Raw genomic sequence first — 16,804 nt, 5'->3', positions numbered from 1 at the left:
GAATAAGGTGTGATTTGTTTAGAAGGGAAGAGATGGTGTGTTATTTAACTCATTTGAGTTTATTTTTTTATTTTTACCGATAGCATTTCTTTTATATTTTCTATTAAATAAATTTGGACATGCTACATTAGCGAAAGCTTGGCTCGTTACGGCCTCTTTATTTTTCTATAGTTATTGGAATGTGAAATATTTACCGCTTATGTTAGTGTCGCTCATTGTGAACTACTTTATCGGAATGAGGCTCGTAAAACATAAGAGTAAACTTCTTTTAACGGTAGGATTAATATTTAATATAGGAATGCTTAGTTATTTCAAGTATTATGATTTTTTCTTACAAAATGTTAATGCATTAATTGGAACTCATTTTACATTATTATCTTTAACGTTACCACTCGCGATTAGTTTCTATACGTTTCAAAAGATCGCATTTTTAGTAGATACGTATCGCGGGGAAACGAAGGCATGTCATTTTCTTGATTACGCATTGTTTGTAACATTTTCCCCTCAGCTTATTGCAGGACCGATTGTACATCATGCGCAAATTATGCCGCAGTTTGCCGACGATAGTAAAAAGAGCTGGCAATCGAAGTATATCGTTCTTGGTATATTTGTATTTGCAGTTGGTATTTTCAAAAAGGTAGGTATTGCAGATGTATTATCACCCCTTGTACATGAAGGGTTTGATGTGCAGCAATCATTAACATTTGTCGAAGCATGGCTTTCGTCATTAGCGTTTACATTCCAATTGTATTTTGATTTTAGTGGATATAGTGATATGGCAATTGGAATCGCTTTAATGTTTAATATTAAATTACCTCAAAACTTTAATTCGCCGTATAAGGCAGTGAATATACAAGATTTTTGGCATCGTTGGCATATGACGCTTAGCCAGTTTTTAACGAAGTACGTATACATTTCTCTAGGAGGGAACCGAAAAGGGATTACGCGTACATACGTGAATATTATGATTGTATTTTTAATAAGTGGACTTTGGCACGGAGCTGGTTGGACATTTGTTTTTTGGGGATTCTTGCACGGCGCAGCTTCTGTTATTCATCGCTTATGGAGTAAAGCGGGAGGGCGGATGCCAGCCTTTGCTGGTTGGCTCGTTACGTTTTTCTTCATTAATATAACGTGGGTATTCTTTAGGTCAACATCTATGCATGATGCGGTGAAAGTGTTAAAAGGAATGTTCGGGCTAAATGGAATCGAATTAGCAAATAGCGTATTCCCGGCATTTATAATAGAGAAGCTGCAATTTTTAAAAGAGTACGGTGTTTCATTTACAGAAGGGTACCATGTCTCTTTATTAGATCCGAAAATGGTAGCGTATATTTTCGGAGCGTTATGTATTAGTTTCTTCTTGAAAAATTCAATTCAGTTAAAAGATTCATTCCGTCCGAATGTATGGACTGCTTTATTTACTGCAGTATTGCTCGTATATAGCGTGTTACATTTAACGAGTATTAGTGAGTTTTTATACTTTAATTTCTAGGTGGAGAATATGAAAAACAAACATTGGCTTATTGTCGTTTTTGTATGTGTTTTTGTTCCTCTGGCAGGTGTCGGGATATTTAATAGCTATATAGATTCTCTTTGGTTATTCCCGCATAAAAATAAGTGGAATGATGTTCAGTACGGGTTTAACGAGAGACAACAGAAAACGAACTATATAACATACCGTCCGTTTACATATGATGGAGTTATACTTGGAAGTAGTAGAACGACTTTTATTAACGAGAATGACTTCACCGGGTTAAACGCATTTAATTATGCGGTAAGCAGTACAGACCCGCGTGAGTATGATGCATATATTGAATATGCAAAAGAACAAAAAGGTAGTGAATTATCTTCTATTGTACTTGGTTTAGATTTCCTTGGAACGAACAAAAATCGGGAAATTGGTTTTGATAAACCAGAAGCGTATATTAATCAGGCGCAAAGTTTATTGTATCCGGTCAAATCGTATGTAAGTATGGACGGGATTACTTATTCAAAGAATACAATTGAAAACTCTATCCATCATAATACGACTATTGATCGGTATAATCGAGAGAATGTAAAGTCGATGCGCGATTATACGAAAGAAGAACGTGATGCGCAAATAGCGGCGCAAGTAGATAAGTTTAGTAAAGAGATTTATGGCGGGAATTATGAGTATCAAAATATGAAAGAAATATTAGGAACAGTAAAGGCTCATAATCCGAACACGAAGTTTTATATTTTTACAACGCCTGTTTCAGAGCCTCTGTTCCGTACGATGATTCAATCAGGGCGATGGGATGATTATAAAAAATGGCTTCATGACGCTGTAGATGTATTTGGAGAAGTTTACCATTTCATGTATATCAATTCCGTTACAACGAATTTAGATAACTATATGGATGGGCATCATTTTAGACCGGAAATTGGAAAGTTGATTGCGCATGAAGTTGTGAATGAGGAAGATAGCAATGTCCCGAAAGATTTCGGTATTGTCATTACGAAGGATAATATTGATGAGGTGTTGGAGGAGATTCGGGCGTCTTTTCAATAGAAAGAAATAGTTTTGCTTCAAAGACCGAAACAGAATGTGATTCGGTCTTTTTTTTACAGGAAACATACATATTGACGTAGAAATATTAGTTTGGATAAGGGGAGTTTCATAATTAAGGAGGAGAGAAAATGAGTAACTTCGGGTTGTATGGAAAATTCACTGTAGAAGAAAGTAATCGAGATGTATTAGCGGATATTTTGTTAGAGGCGGCGGAATCGATGAAGTCATTGGACACGTGTGAGGTGTATATTATAAGTACTTCTGATGATGAACCGAATGCTGTATATGTTTTTGAGGTATGGGATAGCGAAGATGCGCACCAGGCATCTTTAACTTTAGGGTCTACGCAAAATTTAATTAAACGAGCAAAACCACTTATTACTGGAGCAGAAAGAATTAGTACTTTGAATACTAGAGGCGGTAAGGGAGTGTTAGGACAAAAAAACGCTTAGAGAATTATTTCTCTAAGCGTTTTTTTATTCATTTATCCCGATGGTGGGGGGTGAACAAAAGCCCCACTGAATAAGGTTTCACGTTATTCTACCTCTAAATCAACAATTAAGTAAGCGAGTATAACGACGAAGAAAATACTAACGGACGGCGCTGTTAATACGTGGCCGGACATAAAGCCGATTCCGAGTGATAGTACAATGGCGCTAGCTAATAGCATATATTTCACGGTTAATATTTTCTTAAAGTTTGTGATGATGCGAATGAATAATTTAATACCGAAGTATAGAAGCGGTATTAAGTAAATAAGGAAACCGACGATTCCGAATGCAAAGAATAGATCGTGGAAGTCCATTTCGATTAATTTAATTTTAACTGTGTAGTTACCAGCATAGCCCATTCCGAATAATTTTTGTGATAGTGGTGCGTCTTTATAGTATTGTTTGTATACTTTTAAAAACTTATCGCGATCACTGTAAATTAAACTTTTGACTTCAGAGTCTGTTAGTTCACCTTTTGCATGTTTTTTCTCTGCGTCTGGATCTTCTTTAATTACTTTTCCTTCTTTTCTATCCTTTTCTTCTTGTACTGACTTTTTGTATTCGTATATTTGCATGTGGATGCCCATATTTTTTGCGATAGGAGTATGCGGTGTAAGGGCAAGTAAACCTCCTAGTACAATAGCGGCAACAATTGTATTTATGAGATATGTGAATCCTTTTCCTTCTTTTTTGCGATGAATCATATATTCAATGAATGAGAATAAAAGTGCCACGCCAAGCGTTAGAACAATTGCACCATATCCTACTTTCGTTCCGACCATAATACTTGCATACATCGCAAGTATTGTTGGAATCCAGTAATAGATTTTCGAGAAAGAAGTTGTTTTATGAATCGAATATAACAATACGATTGGGAACATAATTGCAAAAATAGAACTTAAATCATTTCCAGCAAAGAACCAACCTCTTGAACCGATCTTTGAGTGAGGATAGCTTGGGAAATCTGTACCAGTTTGCATTGCAACAATCAGTGTGATGCTTAAAATTAAAGTTGCATATAAGAAATATGTAATGATTTTATGAAACGTATATTCTTTATTTTTTAACTCTTTAAAGACGATAATATATCCAAACAGTAGCACAATTGGATATATGCTCTTTAAAATAAATTTCACTTCTTCGCCAAATGAAACTGGAGATTTAATCATCATATTATTTACAAGGCCAATTGCTAGTACGATCCCGAGTAGGCATAAATAGAGAATGTACTTTTTCGCCCCATGTTGTTTTCTATGAAGAAGTAGATAACCTAATGCAAGAAGCATAAAGGCAAAACGGACTACGATTCCAACAGTTGCGCTCATGTGTAATACATAGATTGAAAAAGACGTTAATAAATCTAAAATTGGTTGAAACACAATGAATAGCAATAGGAAATGCGGGAAGTAGTTATCCGTTTGTTTCAACTTATTAACCATATATTCCTCCATTTCTTCATTCCTTTAGTTCAATACCCAAGAGATGGGGATAAAAGCCTTATTTACATAATAAGGCGAATGAATTTCAATATTTGTTTTTTTGCATCAAACTTAAGAATACACCATTTCATTGTAATGGTAAATAGATGAAAAGCATGGATAAACCGACTTTAATTTCTATATTTTTTAACGAAATTGTATGTTTTATACGGAGATATATACAAATTATGAGGATATTAGACAGAAAATTAAGAAAAAAAGAAGGATTTTTAACATGCTTTCTATAATTATATAAGTATAATCTTTATGTGGAAAAGAGGGGTATATATAATGGAAGTAACAAGTAAAAAAGAATCTGTTGTTGTGAAATATGAAGGACGCGTAGCAACGGTTATGGTCAATCGTCCAGAGGTTTTAAATGCATTAGATGAACCAACGTTAAAAGAGTTATTACAAAAGTTGAAAGAAGTGGCGGAAAGTTCTGTTCACGTTGTTGTGTTGTGCGGAAGTGGCCGTGGTTTTTCTGCGGGTGGAGATATTAAATCGATGCTTTCAAGTAATGATGAAAGTAAGTTTGAAGGCATCATGAATACAATTTCTGAAATCGTTGTGACGTTATATACGATGCCGAAGCTTGTTATTAGTGCAATTCACGGGCCGACTGCTGGACTTGGATTAAGTATTGCATTAACAGCTGATTATGTCATGGCAGATATATCATCAGTTATTGCGATGAACTTTATTGGAATTGCTTTAATTCCAGATGGTGGCGGCCATTTCTTCCTTCAAAAGCGCGTCGGTGAAAATATGACGAAGAAAATCATTTGGGAAGGGAAGAAATTATCAGCGACAGAAGCGCTGGATATCGGTTTAATTGATGAAGTAATCAGTGAGGATTTCCAAACGGCTGTGAAGCAAAAAATTAATGAATGGTTACAAAAACCAATCAAGGCGATGATTCAAACGAAACAAATTTTATGTGAAGTAAATCGTTCTAATTTAGAACAAACGCTTCAGCTCGAAAAGCGTGGTCAATATGCGATGAGACAAACAGCGGATCATAAAGAAGGTATTGCTGCTTTTCTAGAAAAACGTTTACCAACATTTAAAGGGGAATAAAGGGAAGAAAGTGCTAACACATTTTAGTATAATTGTGTTAGCACTTTTTTTAGGAGTAATAAATGAAGAAAATGATCGGTGTTATCGTTATGATTTTACTTACATATTATGCTTTGAGGGACATCCAACTGTTGCTTTCTCTGGTGAATTGAAGAAAGAACGGGATGTGAAAAAAGAGGCGATTCCTGATGAGTATCAAACCTTATACGGTGATAAGAAAGAAGAACCAGAGCATTACTTCTTTCCGGTAGTAAGGGCGCACGGATCAGGAATTGATATGTTAAGTGCTTGTGTGAAAAAAGAGTGGTTTTACTGCCCGCAAATAGCGGGATAAAGCAGAGCGCGGGTGTTATTAAAAGTAGGAGGATAAGTGATGTCAACTTATAACAGGTTAGTAAGAGATCGTGTCCCGGAGAAAATTTTAATGTCTGGAAAAACATATACAGCACAAAAATTAACAGGACAAGCTTACATACAAGCGTTAGCGAAAATTGGTACAGAAGAAATTCGTGAATTTGCTTCGATGAAAGATCGTGAACATGCGTTAGATTCACTTGCAGATGCACTTGAAGTTATTGTTTCATTAGCGCGCGCAGAAGGTGCAACAATTGAAGAGGTAGAGCGTATTCGTAAGAAGAAAGAAGAAGAGCGCGGCGGGTTTACAAGAGGGATTTATTTGATGGACGTTTCGGAAGAGTAGTTTTATCCCGCTATTTGTGGGCAGTAAAACTCCCACCTCAAAATTCGGCTGGAGCAAAGAAGTTAGGTGGGAGAGATCAACTGCCCGTAAACGCCCGATTGGTGCGGGCTAATAATCAGTGGGGGATGAACAAAACCCCCACTGATTAAAGTTTCACTTTATAAAAAAAGCACAGCGTTAATGCTGTGCTTTTTTGTCATTGAGGTTAGGATAAAGTGAATTTTATTATAATTTAGAAAATTAAACTATATTAGTAGAGGTTTTATAGTAAATTTTGTATACTAAATAGTAGAGAGAATGAGGAGGAACATGACAATGGCACATCATGCAAAAGAAACGATGGAATTAATTAAAGAGCTTGTCTCTATTCCAAGTCCATCTGGAAACACGGCGAAAATTATTAATTTTATTGAAAACTATGTAAGTGAGTGGAATGTAGAGACGAAGCGTAATAATAAAGGCGCTCTTATTTTAACGGTGAAAGGCAAGAATGATGAGCAGCATCGTTTATTAACTGCACACGTTGATACGTTAGGGGCGATGGTGAAAGAAATTAAGCCTGACGGTCGTCTTCGTCTATCTATGATTGGTGGATTTCGCTGGAACTCTGTAGAAGGGGAATATTGCGAAATTGAAACGTCAAGCGGTAAGAAGTATACAGGTACAATTTTAATGCATCAAACTTCTGTCCATGTGTACAAAGATGCAGGGGAAGCGAAGCGCGATGAGAAAAATATTGAAGTTCGTATTGATGAGCGTGTCTTTTCAGCAGATGCAGTACGTGAGTTAGGAATTGAAGTAGGAGACTTCGTTTCATTTGATCCACGCGTTCAAATTACAGAGAGTGGATACATAAAATCACGTCATTTAGACGATAAAGTAAGTGTAGCAATTCTATTAAAACTAATTAAAAGATTGCAAGATGAAAAGGTAACATTACCATATACAACACATTTCTTAATTTCTAATAATGAAGAAATTGGATACGGTGGAAACTCAAATATTCCAGAGGAAACGGTAGAATATTTAGCAGTTGATATGGGAGCGTTAGGTGATGGACAAGCATCTGATGAATATACAGTATCCATCTGTGCGAAAGACTCTAGTGGTCCATACCATTACGCTTTACGTAAACATTTAGTTGAACTGGCGAAAGCGAACGCTATTGAATATAAAGTGGATATTTATCCATACTACGGATCAGATGCATCAGCTGCGATTCGCGCTGGATTTGATGTGAAACATGCGTTAATTGGAGCTGGTATTGATTCTTCTCACGCATTTGAGCGTACGCATGAAAGCTCGATTTCACATACAGAAGCACTTGTTTATGCATATGTGTTATCAGAAATGATAGTAGAATAGTGAGAGAGTGGTTGATTCTATGAATCAACCACTTTTTTGTGTATAAAAAATACAAATGTATTTTATTTTAAAATATTAATAAAGTAGGTTTACTACAGAATTCTAGTATTATAAAATGATAGAGGCGCACTAATTTTTTTTGTTCGTCTGTTTCTGTAATTTATATATTAAGATTTCGCGTTGTAAACGTTGATTTTCGAGAGGAGTATTATTATTTATGAAGTATCGTGCAGTCGCGGCTGGTATTTTAGCCGCAAGTTTATTATCGTCTCCAGTTAGTAGTTTCGCAGCGGGGAAAAAGTTTTCGGATGTTCCTACATGGGCGCAAGAATCAGTTGATTATTTAGTAGGGAAAAAAGCGCTTGATGGAAAACCAGATGGAACGTTTTCTCCATCTGAAGCAGTAGATAAAGGATCAGCTGCAAAAATATTAGCAACCGTTCTTGGTTTACCAATTGATCCAAAAGCGAAACCATCTTTTAAAGATTCGCAAAATCATTGGGCAACACCATATATTGCTGCGGTAGAAAAAGCGGGTGTAATTAGTGGAGATGGTACTGGGAAATTCAATCCATCAAGCCAAATTAACCGTGCATCTATGGCATCTATGCTTGTACAAGCATATTCATTAGATAAGAAAATTATTGGAGAACTTCCAACCGAGTTTAAAGATTTAGAAAAGCATTGGGGTAAGCAACAAGCTAATATTTTAGTAGCTTTAGAGATTTCTAAAGGTACAGGAAATGGCTGGAATCCTGACGGTACTGTAAGTCGTGCTGAAGCAGCTCAGTTCATCGCGATGGCAGATAAAAATAAAACAAATACATCGAAAAGAATGTATATGAATAGAAACTTTATTACATATCATCAAGCATCATTATCATCTGGTATTACTGACACTCAACATAAACCACAAATGATTGAAGTGAAAGAGCAAAGAGCGGATGGTTGGTTAAAGGTTGTAACAAGTAAAGGTGAGAAGTGGACACCATCACAAGAAAAAACAGAATCTATTAATCAAGATTTTACTACATATCAAGAAGCTACACATAAGTCTACCGTGGCAGGAACACATAAAGCACAACAAGTAACTGTTATTGAAGAAAAAGATAGCTGGATTCGTATCCGTATGGGCACTGGCTTCCAATGGGTTGATAAAAATCAATTAAACCCAGTGAAACAAGATAATTTCTTAGAAGGTAAAGCGATTATTATTGATCCAGGTCATGGTGGAATTGACTCGGGGAACCCTGGTTATTACGAGAAAGAAAGTAAAACCGTATTAGATGTATCATTACGATTACAGAAAATATTTGAGAAAAAGACACCGTTTACTGTGTTGTTAACTCGTGAGAATGATACACGTCCAGGAAACACTGCAGCTGAGTCTTTACAAAAACGTGTAGAATTTGCTCAGGCAAATAAAGGTGATATTTTTGTAAGTATTCATGGTAATGGTACGGATAGTAAACAAGGACAAGGTACAGAAACATTCTACTATGAATCAGCGACAGCAAGAGGGACAAACCCGAATGTATCAGAAAGTCGTTTATTAGCAGAGAAAATTCAAGAGCGTCTTGTAGATGCACTTGGAACAAAAGATCGCGGTGTGAAGAAAGGCGATTTATATGTAATTAGAGAAAACACAATGCCAGCTGTATTAGCAGAATTAGCATTTGTAGATAATAAAAGTGATGCAGATAAACTAGCTACACCAGCACAGAGACAAAGTGCAGCGGAAGCTATTTATCAAGGTATTTTAGATTACTACGAAGAAACGGGTAACAACGTATCTTCTTTCCGTTAATTAATAGAGATAATAGTAAAAGAGATTGCCAATAGTGGTCTTATCCCTGTCAAGTAGACAGTATTAAAAAGACTAAGCAGCCATCGAGATTCGATATTCTATCGGAGCTCGATGGTTGAGTCGTTTTTGGAACCGTTTATAGTTATAAAAGTAAATATATTCTTCAATTGCTTGTATTAAATCTTCTTCTGTTTTAAAATGATTCAAATACAACATCTCCGATTTAAAATGGGAGAAAAATGACTCGATACAGGCATTATCATGGCAGTTTCCTTTGCGAGAGTGGCTGCCAATGATACCTAAATCTAAAAGTCGTTTGTTGTAGGCATGAGATGTGTACTGGAATCCCTGATCTGAATGGAGAATGGTTCCACGCACATCTCTTTTTTGTGCCAACATTTCAATTGTATCTAATACAAGTTCATTATCATTGCGCTTGGATATTTTCCAAGAAACAACTTCGTTATTATAAATATCTTGGACAACAGAAAGATACCGAAATCCCTCTTGGAATCGTAGGTACGTAATATCTGTAACAAGTGCTTCATTTTGTTGACGATTTTTAAATTCACGGTTTAAAACATTCGGAAAAACATTGGAATAGTTCCCTTTAAAGAAGCGACGCTTCTTCCGAATAATAGACTGAATGTTGAGCTCACTCATTAAGCGATATACCTTTTTGTGATTTATAAAATAACCTTTTTCTTGTAAAGCGATTTTCATACGTGGATAACCATATTCCTTGTGCTTTACGTGAATAGATTGTATTACCTTTTTTAATCGTTGATCGGACTCTAGTCGCATGTTTTTTATGCTTTTTGTATGAATCCACTTATAGTAACTTGAACGATGTACACCCGCAAATTTAGTAAGCCATAGAACTGGATATTTTCTCTTTAATGATTCAATGATACGATATCTCTCTTTATATTTTGGTACGCCCCCATTTACAGATTTGGATACTGCTTTTTTAAATATTCAACCTGAGCCTTATAGTAGTCACGTTCCTCTTCAATGGTGTTGAAATGAACACGTTTGCCTTTTAAAGGGTTTGGTATCCCTTTCATTCCACTATTTTTCCCACGAGCATCTGTAATTTCACCACATTCTTTATATTTTTTTACCCAATTTTTAAGTTGTGTAGAGCTTTTAATCTGATATTTCTCCGTTATCATATCGTAGCTTCCTTCTCCGTTTAAATAACTTTGAACAGCTGATAACTTTACTTCTTCCGAGTATGTATTAAATGTTGTACCTTTTTTTGCCATGAAAAATCCCCTCCAAGTAATAGTGTAACATCCATGTTTATACATGGTCTTTTTAACACTGTCTACCTAAAGGGGATAATATCAATAGGCAGTCTTTTTTATTTGTGAAACGAATTATAAAGGTTTCTCTTTATTTCGGGCATGTGATATCATTTAATTTTATATAAATAGTATTCGAGTAATTGTAATCATAACAATTTAAAACGATAAAGGATGATAATAGATTGAGTAATCATAGTAAAACACCTGCATGTATATATACGTATGCATTTCGCGAGGAGGAGCGTGCTTTATGTTACTTGGAAATGCGCTCGTTCTTTGGAATGGAGTCTCACGTTAATATTTTGAAAAGTGATGTCAAAATTGACCCGAGTAGAAGTGCGTTTATTAAAGAGCGCGTTGAGGTTATGTATGAAGGAGACGACTTAGAAAGTATTCTAAAACAAGTGGAACAAATTGATTTGGCGGGGGCGACGTTCAAAGTCATCTTCGTTAAAATTAATGACCTTGTTGGAGAGAATAAAATTGAATATGGAGACAGACGTCTCATTGAACGAGACCTCGGCATGCATATTGAAGGAGAAGCTGATGTTCGTAATCCAGAGCGTGTATTCGGGATTGTTCCTCTTGGAGGACGTTGGTACTTCGGACACTATGTAGAAAGTGAACCAGTTTGGTATCATCACATAAAAAAACCGCATAGTTATTCGACATCTCTGAGCACACGTGTTGCGAGATCAGTTGCCAATATTGCTGTACCAAATCCAGATGGAGTACGAGCAATTGACCCGTGCTGTGGTATTGGAACAGTAGTAGTAGAAGCACTTTCTATGGGGATTAACATCGTTGGTAGAGATATCAATCCACTTGTAGTTCTTGGAACGAGAAAAAATATCGCGCATTTCGGGTTTGAAGGAACAGTAACAAATGGCCCGATTGAAGAACTTACTGAGAACTACGACGTCGCAATTATCGATATGCCGTACGACTTATTTACGCATGCAACACCAGAAGACCAGTTCTCCATTCTTTCCAGTGCACGCCGCATCGCTAAAAAGGTAGTCGTTGTCACGATGGAAACAATGGACGACATGATCCATGAAGCAGGATTTGAAATTACAGATCGCTGTATTACAAGAAAAGGATCATTTTCTAGACAAATTCTTGTTTGTGAATAGGAAAGGTCACCTGTTTATTAAATTTAGATAATAAATTACAGGATAGTTAGTCCATTATGAGGGCTGATTATCCTTTTTTATTTAACAACAAATACAAAAACTCCATTTTGAATAAAGATTGATCAAAATGGAGTTACTCTTTTTAGCTAAGTATGAGATTTTTATAAAAAAGTTTGATTATTTTACTGAGCCTTAATGAATAACATTTCAAGAATACCAATAAAAAGCATAATCAGTCATAACTGAAGAATCACCCAACTGATGTAACATAGCTGAAATATTCCCTCTATGATAGGTTCCATGATTCACAACGTGTAAGACCATTTCAGATATACTTGTTTCTCTTAATCCTGCCCATGGATTATCCAACATTATTCTCTTTTCCATATCTTCCTGTCTGTTCAAAAAGGTTTTAAACCGGGATGTTAAAGTGTGAAATTCCGTTTCTAAGTCTTCAATGGGCAGTTTCTCAATCTTTTCTTGAATTTGAAATGAAGATTGCATTGCTTCATTCATACTCTGACCCTCGAGGGTATGAAGCCATCCATATTCCACCAAATAGAGATGAGATAAAACCTTTGAAACAGAAGAAAAGACACTTTTCATTTCCTTTTGATATTTCTCAGGAGAAAGTGTCTTAAGATGATCAATAATCCGTTGATTTGCCCATACATGATAGTTATATAGATTTTCTACATGATTTGCCATACAATCGCCTCCTTATCATCACGTTTTTTAATGTTCTTTATCAGAATGAATTATTCCTTTAAATATTATTACTTATTTGATGAAATCTTCAACTAAATGGCCCAATTGTTGAACAAAGGTCAAAGTAATCTTCAACTAACCTGCCCCGTTAGTTGAACTACATTTCTTCACAATGTTTATCGTTAGATTAACATAAATATCCAACAAGAAAACATCAAACCTCTAAGAAATCTATAGAGGTTTGATGTTTTTAATCAATCTTTTTTACAAAACTACACTTGTGACAAAAAAGCTTATTTTTTCGTTTTGTGGTGATTCGGAATTCTTAAGTTGATGGGCATGCCTGTTTGGGTGACCTTTTTTGGGTTTGTATCAATGTGTAATTAGTTGGTAGTTTAGATGGGTGATTTGCCGGAATTTGTTGAATAGACGATATATCTCGAGAGTTGTTTTGTTAGTAAATTACTCTTCTTTCGTTGTCTCTTGTTGTGCGATTAATAAATTGCGTAATACGTGTGCGCGGTAACTTTCTAGTTTTCGTCCTTCATGATAGCGAACACCTAATTTTTTAAGCTCAGCTACGTACCAACCTTTCGTTCCGTAATACATGAGACCACTTCCTTTTTTCTTTTGAACAGTATATGTGCCGGGGCGAGAGAATTTTCTTTTTTTATTCATGAAATTTGCAAAAAAAGAACATTGAATATTCAGTGTACTTGAATTATGATTAACTTATTATCGGATGACAGTGATTAGCCTCTCTGTAAGCCCGAATGCCTTTTTGAAAATGAATAGAGGAACAACTTCTTTCCACTTGAACTTCCTTAGCAGGAGGACGAGCCATAAGGATAGGGGCAGTCAAATCCAATGTAAATGTGTACATTGTTTTACTGGTTCTTAACATAGTAACGGAGGATGAAATATGCGTAAAGGGACTTTTTTTATGGCGGGACATTCGAGACTTCCGAAAGGGATGGCTGTTCGCAGTATGTACGAGACATTAACAATTACAATTGAAGCAGATCATAAATATCACGTCATTATTGAAGCGTCATGTACGCTTGCGACAGAGCATGGTAGAGACTTCGTCGCTCAAATGTTGAGAGGACATAGTTTGCAAGATGGTATTGAAGAAATCATTCAAGATATTACGGACCATTATCAAGGAAAAGCGCAAAATGCTATCGTCAGTGCGGTAAAAGATTTACATCGCCAATACGTAAGTTATTTAAATGATGAACAGCCCAGGGGAGAGTACGAAGACACAACACCATAAAAACTGTCTAGTTTACAACCATAAACGAGAGCCAGTTGTATTTCTTTTAAAGAGATACGACTGGCTTATTTTATTGAGGAGGCAAGGAATATGAAAAAGTTAAATGAAGTTCAAGTTGTAAAACAAGAGATGAAAAAAAGAGGGTGCGTAGAAAGTAAGGGGATTTTTAAAACGTATAAAGTATGTAGAGAAAATAATAAAAAACGAATTGACAGTTAGAATATTTCTAATTATTATTTAATTAATAAGATCCATACGAGAAATTAGCCTTCTCTATATCCGATCTTGCTTTCCTGTTTTACAAATATTTTCATACAAACTGTCTATTATTATTGTACTTTAAGAGATTAAAGAACACTCGTAATTATGAGCCAGTTGTACGTTTCTACGATTTTATGTCGTGGATGCGTATGACTGGCTTTTTCGATGTTAGGGCAGTAAGACCGAATCTCAGCATAAGAAGATAAGGATAACTGTCTGTAAAAAACGTCCATAAGTTCTTCATATTTAAATTAGGGAGGAATTGAAATGTCGATTATTACAGAACAAAGTACGAAGATGAAATTTGCAAAGAAATATGAGGGGTATGAAATTGTTCCTCATCCAGAGCATAAGCGTTTATACCATATTGTGTTAAAGCAGCAATTGCTTAAGCAGTTTTTTGAAGAGGTAAAAGAGCATTCAGAGCAGTCATTACAATATATTCCTTATTCTCGGTTTAATCTTGCAGATGACATGAGAAAGATTTTTGGGCAATCATTTATGGATAACATTCGCGGCATTGTTCATGACCGTGAAACGGGCGGATTTACAATTGGGGTGCAAGGTGAAACGGCAGATCCAGCAGACTACGTGAAATTTGCAACAGCATTAACACATTTAATCGGGGAGCCAAACTTTGATGCAATGACGGGAACGTATTATGCTAGATTTAATGTGAAAGATACAGATAGTAGTGATTCTTACCTTCGTCAAGCGTACCGATTGTTTACACTTCATACAGACGGTACATTCGTTGATGAACCGACAGATTGGCTTCTTATGATGAAAATTGAAGAGCAAAATGCAGTAGGTGGGGAATCCCGTTTACTACATTTAGATGATTGGGAAGATCTTCAAAAGTTTAGAAATCATTCGCTCGCATCTGTTAAAGTTACGTATAAAGCACCACCAAGTAAAAATGCGCAAGAAATCGTCTATCGTGAAACATTTTTTGATGTAAATAATGCACCATGTATTTGTTTTATTGATCAGTTCGCTTATCCAGATAATATTGAACAAGCAAACTATCTGAAAGACTTATCCTATTCTGTTGAAAACTCACCAGCAACACATGCATTGAAATTACCAATTGGTGACTTAGTTCTTTTAAATAACTTATTTTGGATGCACGGAAGAGCTGCATTTGAAAAAAATAAAGATTTATATAGAGAACTAATGCGTCAACGGGGTTGTTTTTCTAAATAATATGTACGGCGGGTCTTAAAAAAGGCCTGCCTTTCATCATATTAAGGGGGAAGTAGGATGTATGACTTTATAATTATTGGCGGAGGAATTGTTGGGCTTGCAACTGGGATGGCTTTAACGAAAAAATTCCCTCGTGCGAAAATCGCGATCATTGAAAAAGAAAAGGAACTTGCACATCATCAAACTGGACATAATAGCGGCGTAATTCACTCTGGAATTTATTGTAAACCAGGGAGTTATAAAGCAAAGTTTGCTAAAGAAGGAAACGCAGCTATGGTTCAATTTTGTAAAGAAAATGACATCGCTTATGACATGTGCGGAAAAGTAATTGTCGCTACAGAAAATGACGAACTTCCTCTTTTACATCACTTATATGAAAGAGGCTTACAAAACGATTTACATATTTCAAAAATAGATAAAGAAGAATTAGCTGAAATTGAACCTCATGTAAAAGGACTTGGCGCAATCCGTGTTCCTTCTTGCGGGATTGCTGACTATAGAGGAGTAAGTTATGCATTCGCGCGTTTGATTCAAGAAAGCGGCGGAGAAATACATTTAGGAACAACGGCGGAGCGTATTACTGAGAAGAAAGACGCCGTAACAATTGAGACGAATCAAGGTGTATTTAAAACGAAATTTCTCATTAACTGCGCCGGCTTACATAGCGATCGTATTGCGAAAAAGACAGGTATATTAACGGATATGAAAATTGTTCCGTTTCGTGGTGAATATTACGAACTTGTCCCAGAAAAACGCTATCTTGTAAAACATTTAATCTATCCAGTTCCAAATCCAGAATTCCCGTTTTTAGGTGTTCACTTTACAAGAATGATAAACGGAGACGTACATGCAGGACCGAACGCAGTATTAAGCTTTAAGCGAGAAGGCTATACGAAAACGGACTTCGATATTAAAGACTTCATGGAAACAATGACATACGCAGGATTTTGGAAAATGGCGATGCCAAATATGAAAGAAGGCATAAAAGAAATGGTGCGTTCATTCAGTAAACAATCATTTTTAAAAAGCTTGCAGCACCTAATACCAGAACTTACAGAAAAAGATATCGTGCCAACACATGCAGGTGTAAGGGCACAAGCCATTTTATCAAACGGAAATATGGTTGATGACTTCTGCATTATCCCTGGTATCAATTCTCTGCATATTTGCAACGCACCATCCCCGGCGGCAACGGCTAGTATAAAGATTGGTGAGGAAATTGCTAAGCAAGTGCCGGATGTGGTGGCGGTTAGGGTTTGATGGGGTCCCCGAGGTTTCGGGGGATTTTTTTAGTTTTGGATGCGCGGGTGTCCTCGGCGGGTGCTGGTTGTGGGATTGGTTGGTGGTTATCGGGTGTAGAAACGCGAAATTTGTCGGTAAGTCGATATGTTGTGTCGAATCGCCGATATATTCGGAGTTGCGGTCGATATAATTGAATAATCGTTGATAT

Annotated in this window: 16 protein-coding genes and 1 pseudogene; 13 read left to right on the top strand and 4 right to left on the bottom strand. The window is 36.1% G+C overall.

Annotation, left to right across the window (positions count from 1 at the left end; genetic code table 11):
- Positions 1-37 precede the first annotated feature (37 nt).
- The 3 genes from MKX77_RS19720 (at position 38) to MKX77_RS19710 (ending at position 2,988) form a co-directional block, all read left to right on the top strand.
- Positions 38-1,495 carry an MBOAT family O-acyltransferase gene (locus MKX77_RS19720; RefSeq protein WP_341307560.1) on the top strand — a complete coding sequence of 486 codons (1,458 nt, stop codon included), beginning with the start codon at positions 38-40 and terminating at the stop codon, positions 1,493-1,495.
- A 9-nt stretch (positions 1,496-1,504) separates the two neighbouring features.
- Positions 1,505-2,536: a hypothetical protein gene (locus MKX77_RS19715; protein ID WP_215555385.1), complete on the top strand. Its 1,032-nt coding sequence runs from the start codon at positions 1,505-1,507 to the stop codon at positions 2,534-2,536.
- Between the two features lie 128 nt (positions 2,537-2,664).
- A complete protein-coding gene (locus MKX77_RS19710; protein ID WP_215555386.1) occupies positions 2,665-2,988 on the top strand; it encodes a putative quinol monooxygenase in 324 nt (107 codons plus the stop codon).
- Positions 2,989-3,071: 83 nt separating this feature from the next.
- Here MKX77_RS19710 and MKX77_RS19705 read toward each other — a convergent pair whose 3' ends face one another.
- Positions 3,072-4,466, bottom strand: a complete 1,395-nt coding sequence (locus MKX77_RS19705) for an O-antigen ligase family protein (protein WP_215555387.1) — start codon at positions 4,464-4,466, stop codon at positions 3,072-3,074.
- Between the two features lie 330 nt (positions 4,467-4,796).
- On the opposite strand from MKX77_RS19705, the gene MKX77_RS19700 reads away from it, so the two are divergent.
- From MKX77_RS19700 to MKX77_RS19680, 5 genes and pseudogenes are all read left to right on the top strand, one after another.
- Complete coding sequence (locus tag MKX77_RS19700) at positions 4,797-5,585, top strand: enoyl-CoA hydratase (RefSeq protein WP_215555388.1); 789 nt, start codon at positions 4,797-4,799, stop codon at positions 5,583-5,585.
- 62 nt (positions 5,586-5,647) lie between these two features.
- Positions 5,648-5,919, top strand: a pseudogene (locus MKX77_RS19695) (hypothetical protein).
- A gap of 39 nt (positions 5,920-5,958) precedes the next feature.
- Entirely contained in the window at positions 5,959-6,285 is a 327-nt protein-coding gene (locus MKX77_RS19690; RefSeq protein ID WP_341307559.1) for a nucleoside triphosphate pyrophosphohydrolase, read from the top strand.
- Between the two features lie 315 nt (positions 6,286-6,600).
- Positions 6,601-7,650: a M42 family metallopeptidase gene (locus MKX77_RS19685; RefSeq protein ID WP_215555390.1), complete on the top strand. Its 1,050-nt coding sequence runs from the start codon at positions 6,601-6,603 to the stop codon at positions 7,648-7,650.
- Positions 7,651-7,867: 217 nt separating this feature from the next.
- Complete coding sequence (locus MKX77_RS19680; RefSeq protein WP_341307558.1) at positions 7,868-9,457, top strand: N-acetylmuramoyl-L-alanine amidase; 1,590 nt, start codon at positions 7,868-7,870, stop codon at positions 9,455-9,457.
- Positions 9,458-9,529: 72 nt separating this feature from the next.
- Here the strand turns inward: MKX77_RS19680 and MKX77_RS19675 are convergent.
- Positions 9,530-10,725, bottom strand: a protein-coding gene (locus MKX77_RS19675; protein ID WP_341306816.1) for an IS3 family transposase whose coding sequence is annotated in 2 segments (ribosomal slippage) — positions 9,530-10,419 and positions 10,419-10,725 — 1,197 coding nt in all. Because the reading frame shifts where the segments join, the coding sequence is not laid out codon by codon here.
- A gap of 224 nt (positions 10,726-10,949) precedes the next feature.
- On the opposite strand from MKX77_RS19675, the gene MKX77_RS19670 reads away from it, so the two are divergent.
- Complete coding sequence (locus MKX77_RS19670) at positions 10,950-11,903, top strand: TRM11 family SAM-dependent methyltransferase (protein WP_215555392.1); 954 nt, start codon at positions 10,950-10,952, stop codon at positions 11,901-11,903.
- Positions 11,904-12,110: 207 nt separating this feature from the next.
- On the opposite strand, the gene MKX77_RS19665 is transcribed toward MKX77_RS19670, so the two are convergent.
- A complete protein-coding gene (locus tag MKX77_RS19665) occupies positions 12,111-12,611 on the bottom strand; it encodes a DinB family protein (RefSeq protein WP_001273686.1) in 501 nt (166 codons plus the stop codon).
- 462 nt (positions 12,612-13,073) lie between these two features.
- On the bottom strand, positions 13,074-13,289 hold the full coding sequence (locus MKX77_RS19660; RefSeq protein ID WP_003187606.1) for a YflJ family protein: 216 nt from the start codon (positions 13,287-13,289) through the stop codon (positions 13,074-13,076).
- A 244-nt stretch (positions 13,290-13,533) separates the two neighbouring features.
- Here MKX77_RS19660 and MKX77_RS19655 point away from each other — a divergent pair, with 244 nt between their 5' ends.
- From MKX77_RS19655 to lhgO, 4 genes are all read left to right on the top strand, one after another.
- Positions 13,534-13,887 (top strand): DUF3870 domain-containing protein, encoded by a 354-nt coding sequence (locus MKX77_RS19655; RefSeq protein ID WP_341307557.1) that lies wholly within the window; start codon positions 13,534-13,536, stop codon positions 13,885-13,887.
- A gap of 90 nt (positions 13,888-13,977) precedes the next feature.
- Complete coding sequence (locus MKX77_RS19650) at positions 13,978-14,106, top strand: hypothetical protein (protein ID WP_273539319.1); 129 nt, start codon at positions 13,978-13,980, stop codon at positions 14,104-14,106.
- 309 nt (positions 14,107-14,415) lie between these two features.
- Positions 14,416-15,354: a glutarate dioxygenase GlaH gene (gene glaH, locus MKX77_RS19645; RefSeq protein ID WP_215555394.1), complete on the top strand. Its 939-nt coding sequence runs from the start codon at positions 14,416-14,418 to the stop codon at positions 15,352-15,354.
- Positions 15,355-15,411: 57 nt separating this feature from the next.
- Positions 15,412-16,614, top strand: a complete 1,203-nt coding sequence (gene lhgO, locus MKX77_RS19640) for an L-2-hydroxyglutarate oxidase (protein ID WP_341307556.1) — start codon at positions 15,412-15,414, stop codon at positions 16,612-16,614.
- The last annotated feature ends 190 nt before the right edge of the window (positions 16,615-16,804 follow it).

The organism is Bacillus sp. FSL R9-9410 (assembly GCF_038050385.1).
Lineage (GTDB): Bacteria > Bacillota > Bacilli > Bacillales > Bacillaceae_G > Bacillus_A > Bacillus_A cereus_U.
This window is presented reverse-complemented; position numbering and strand designations above follow the sequence as displayed.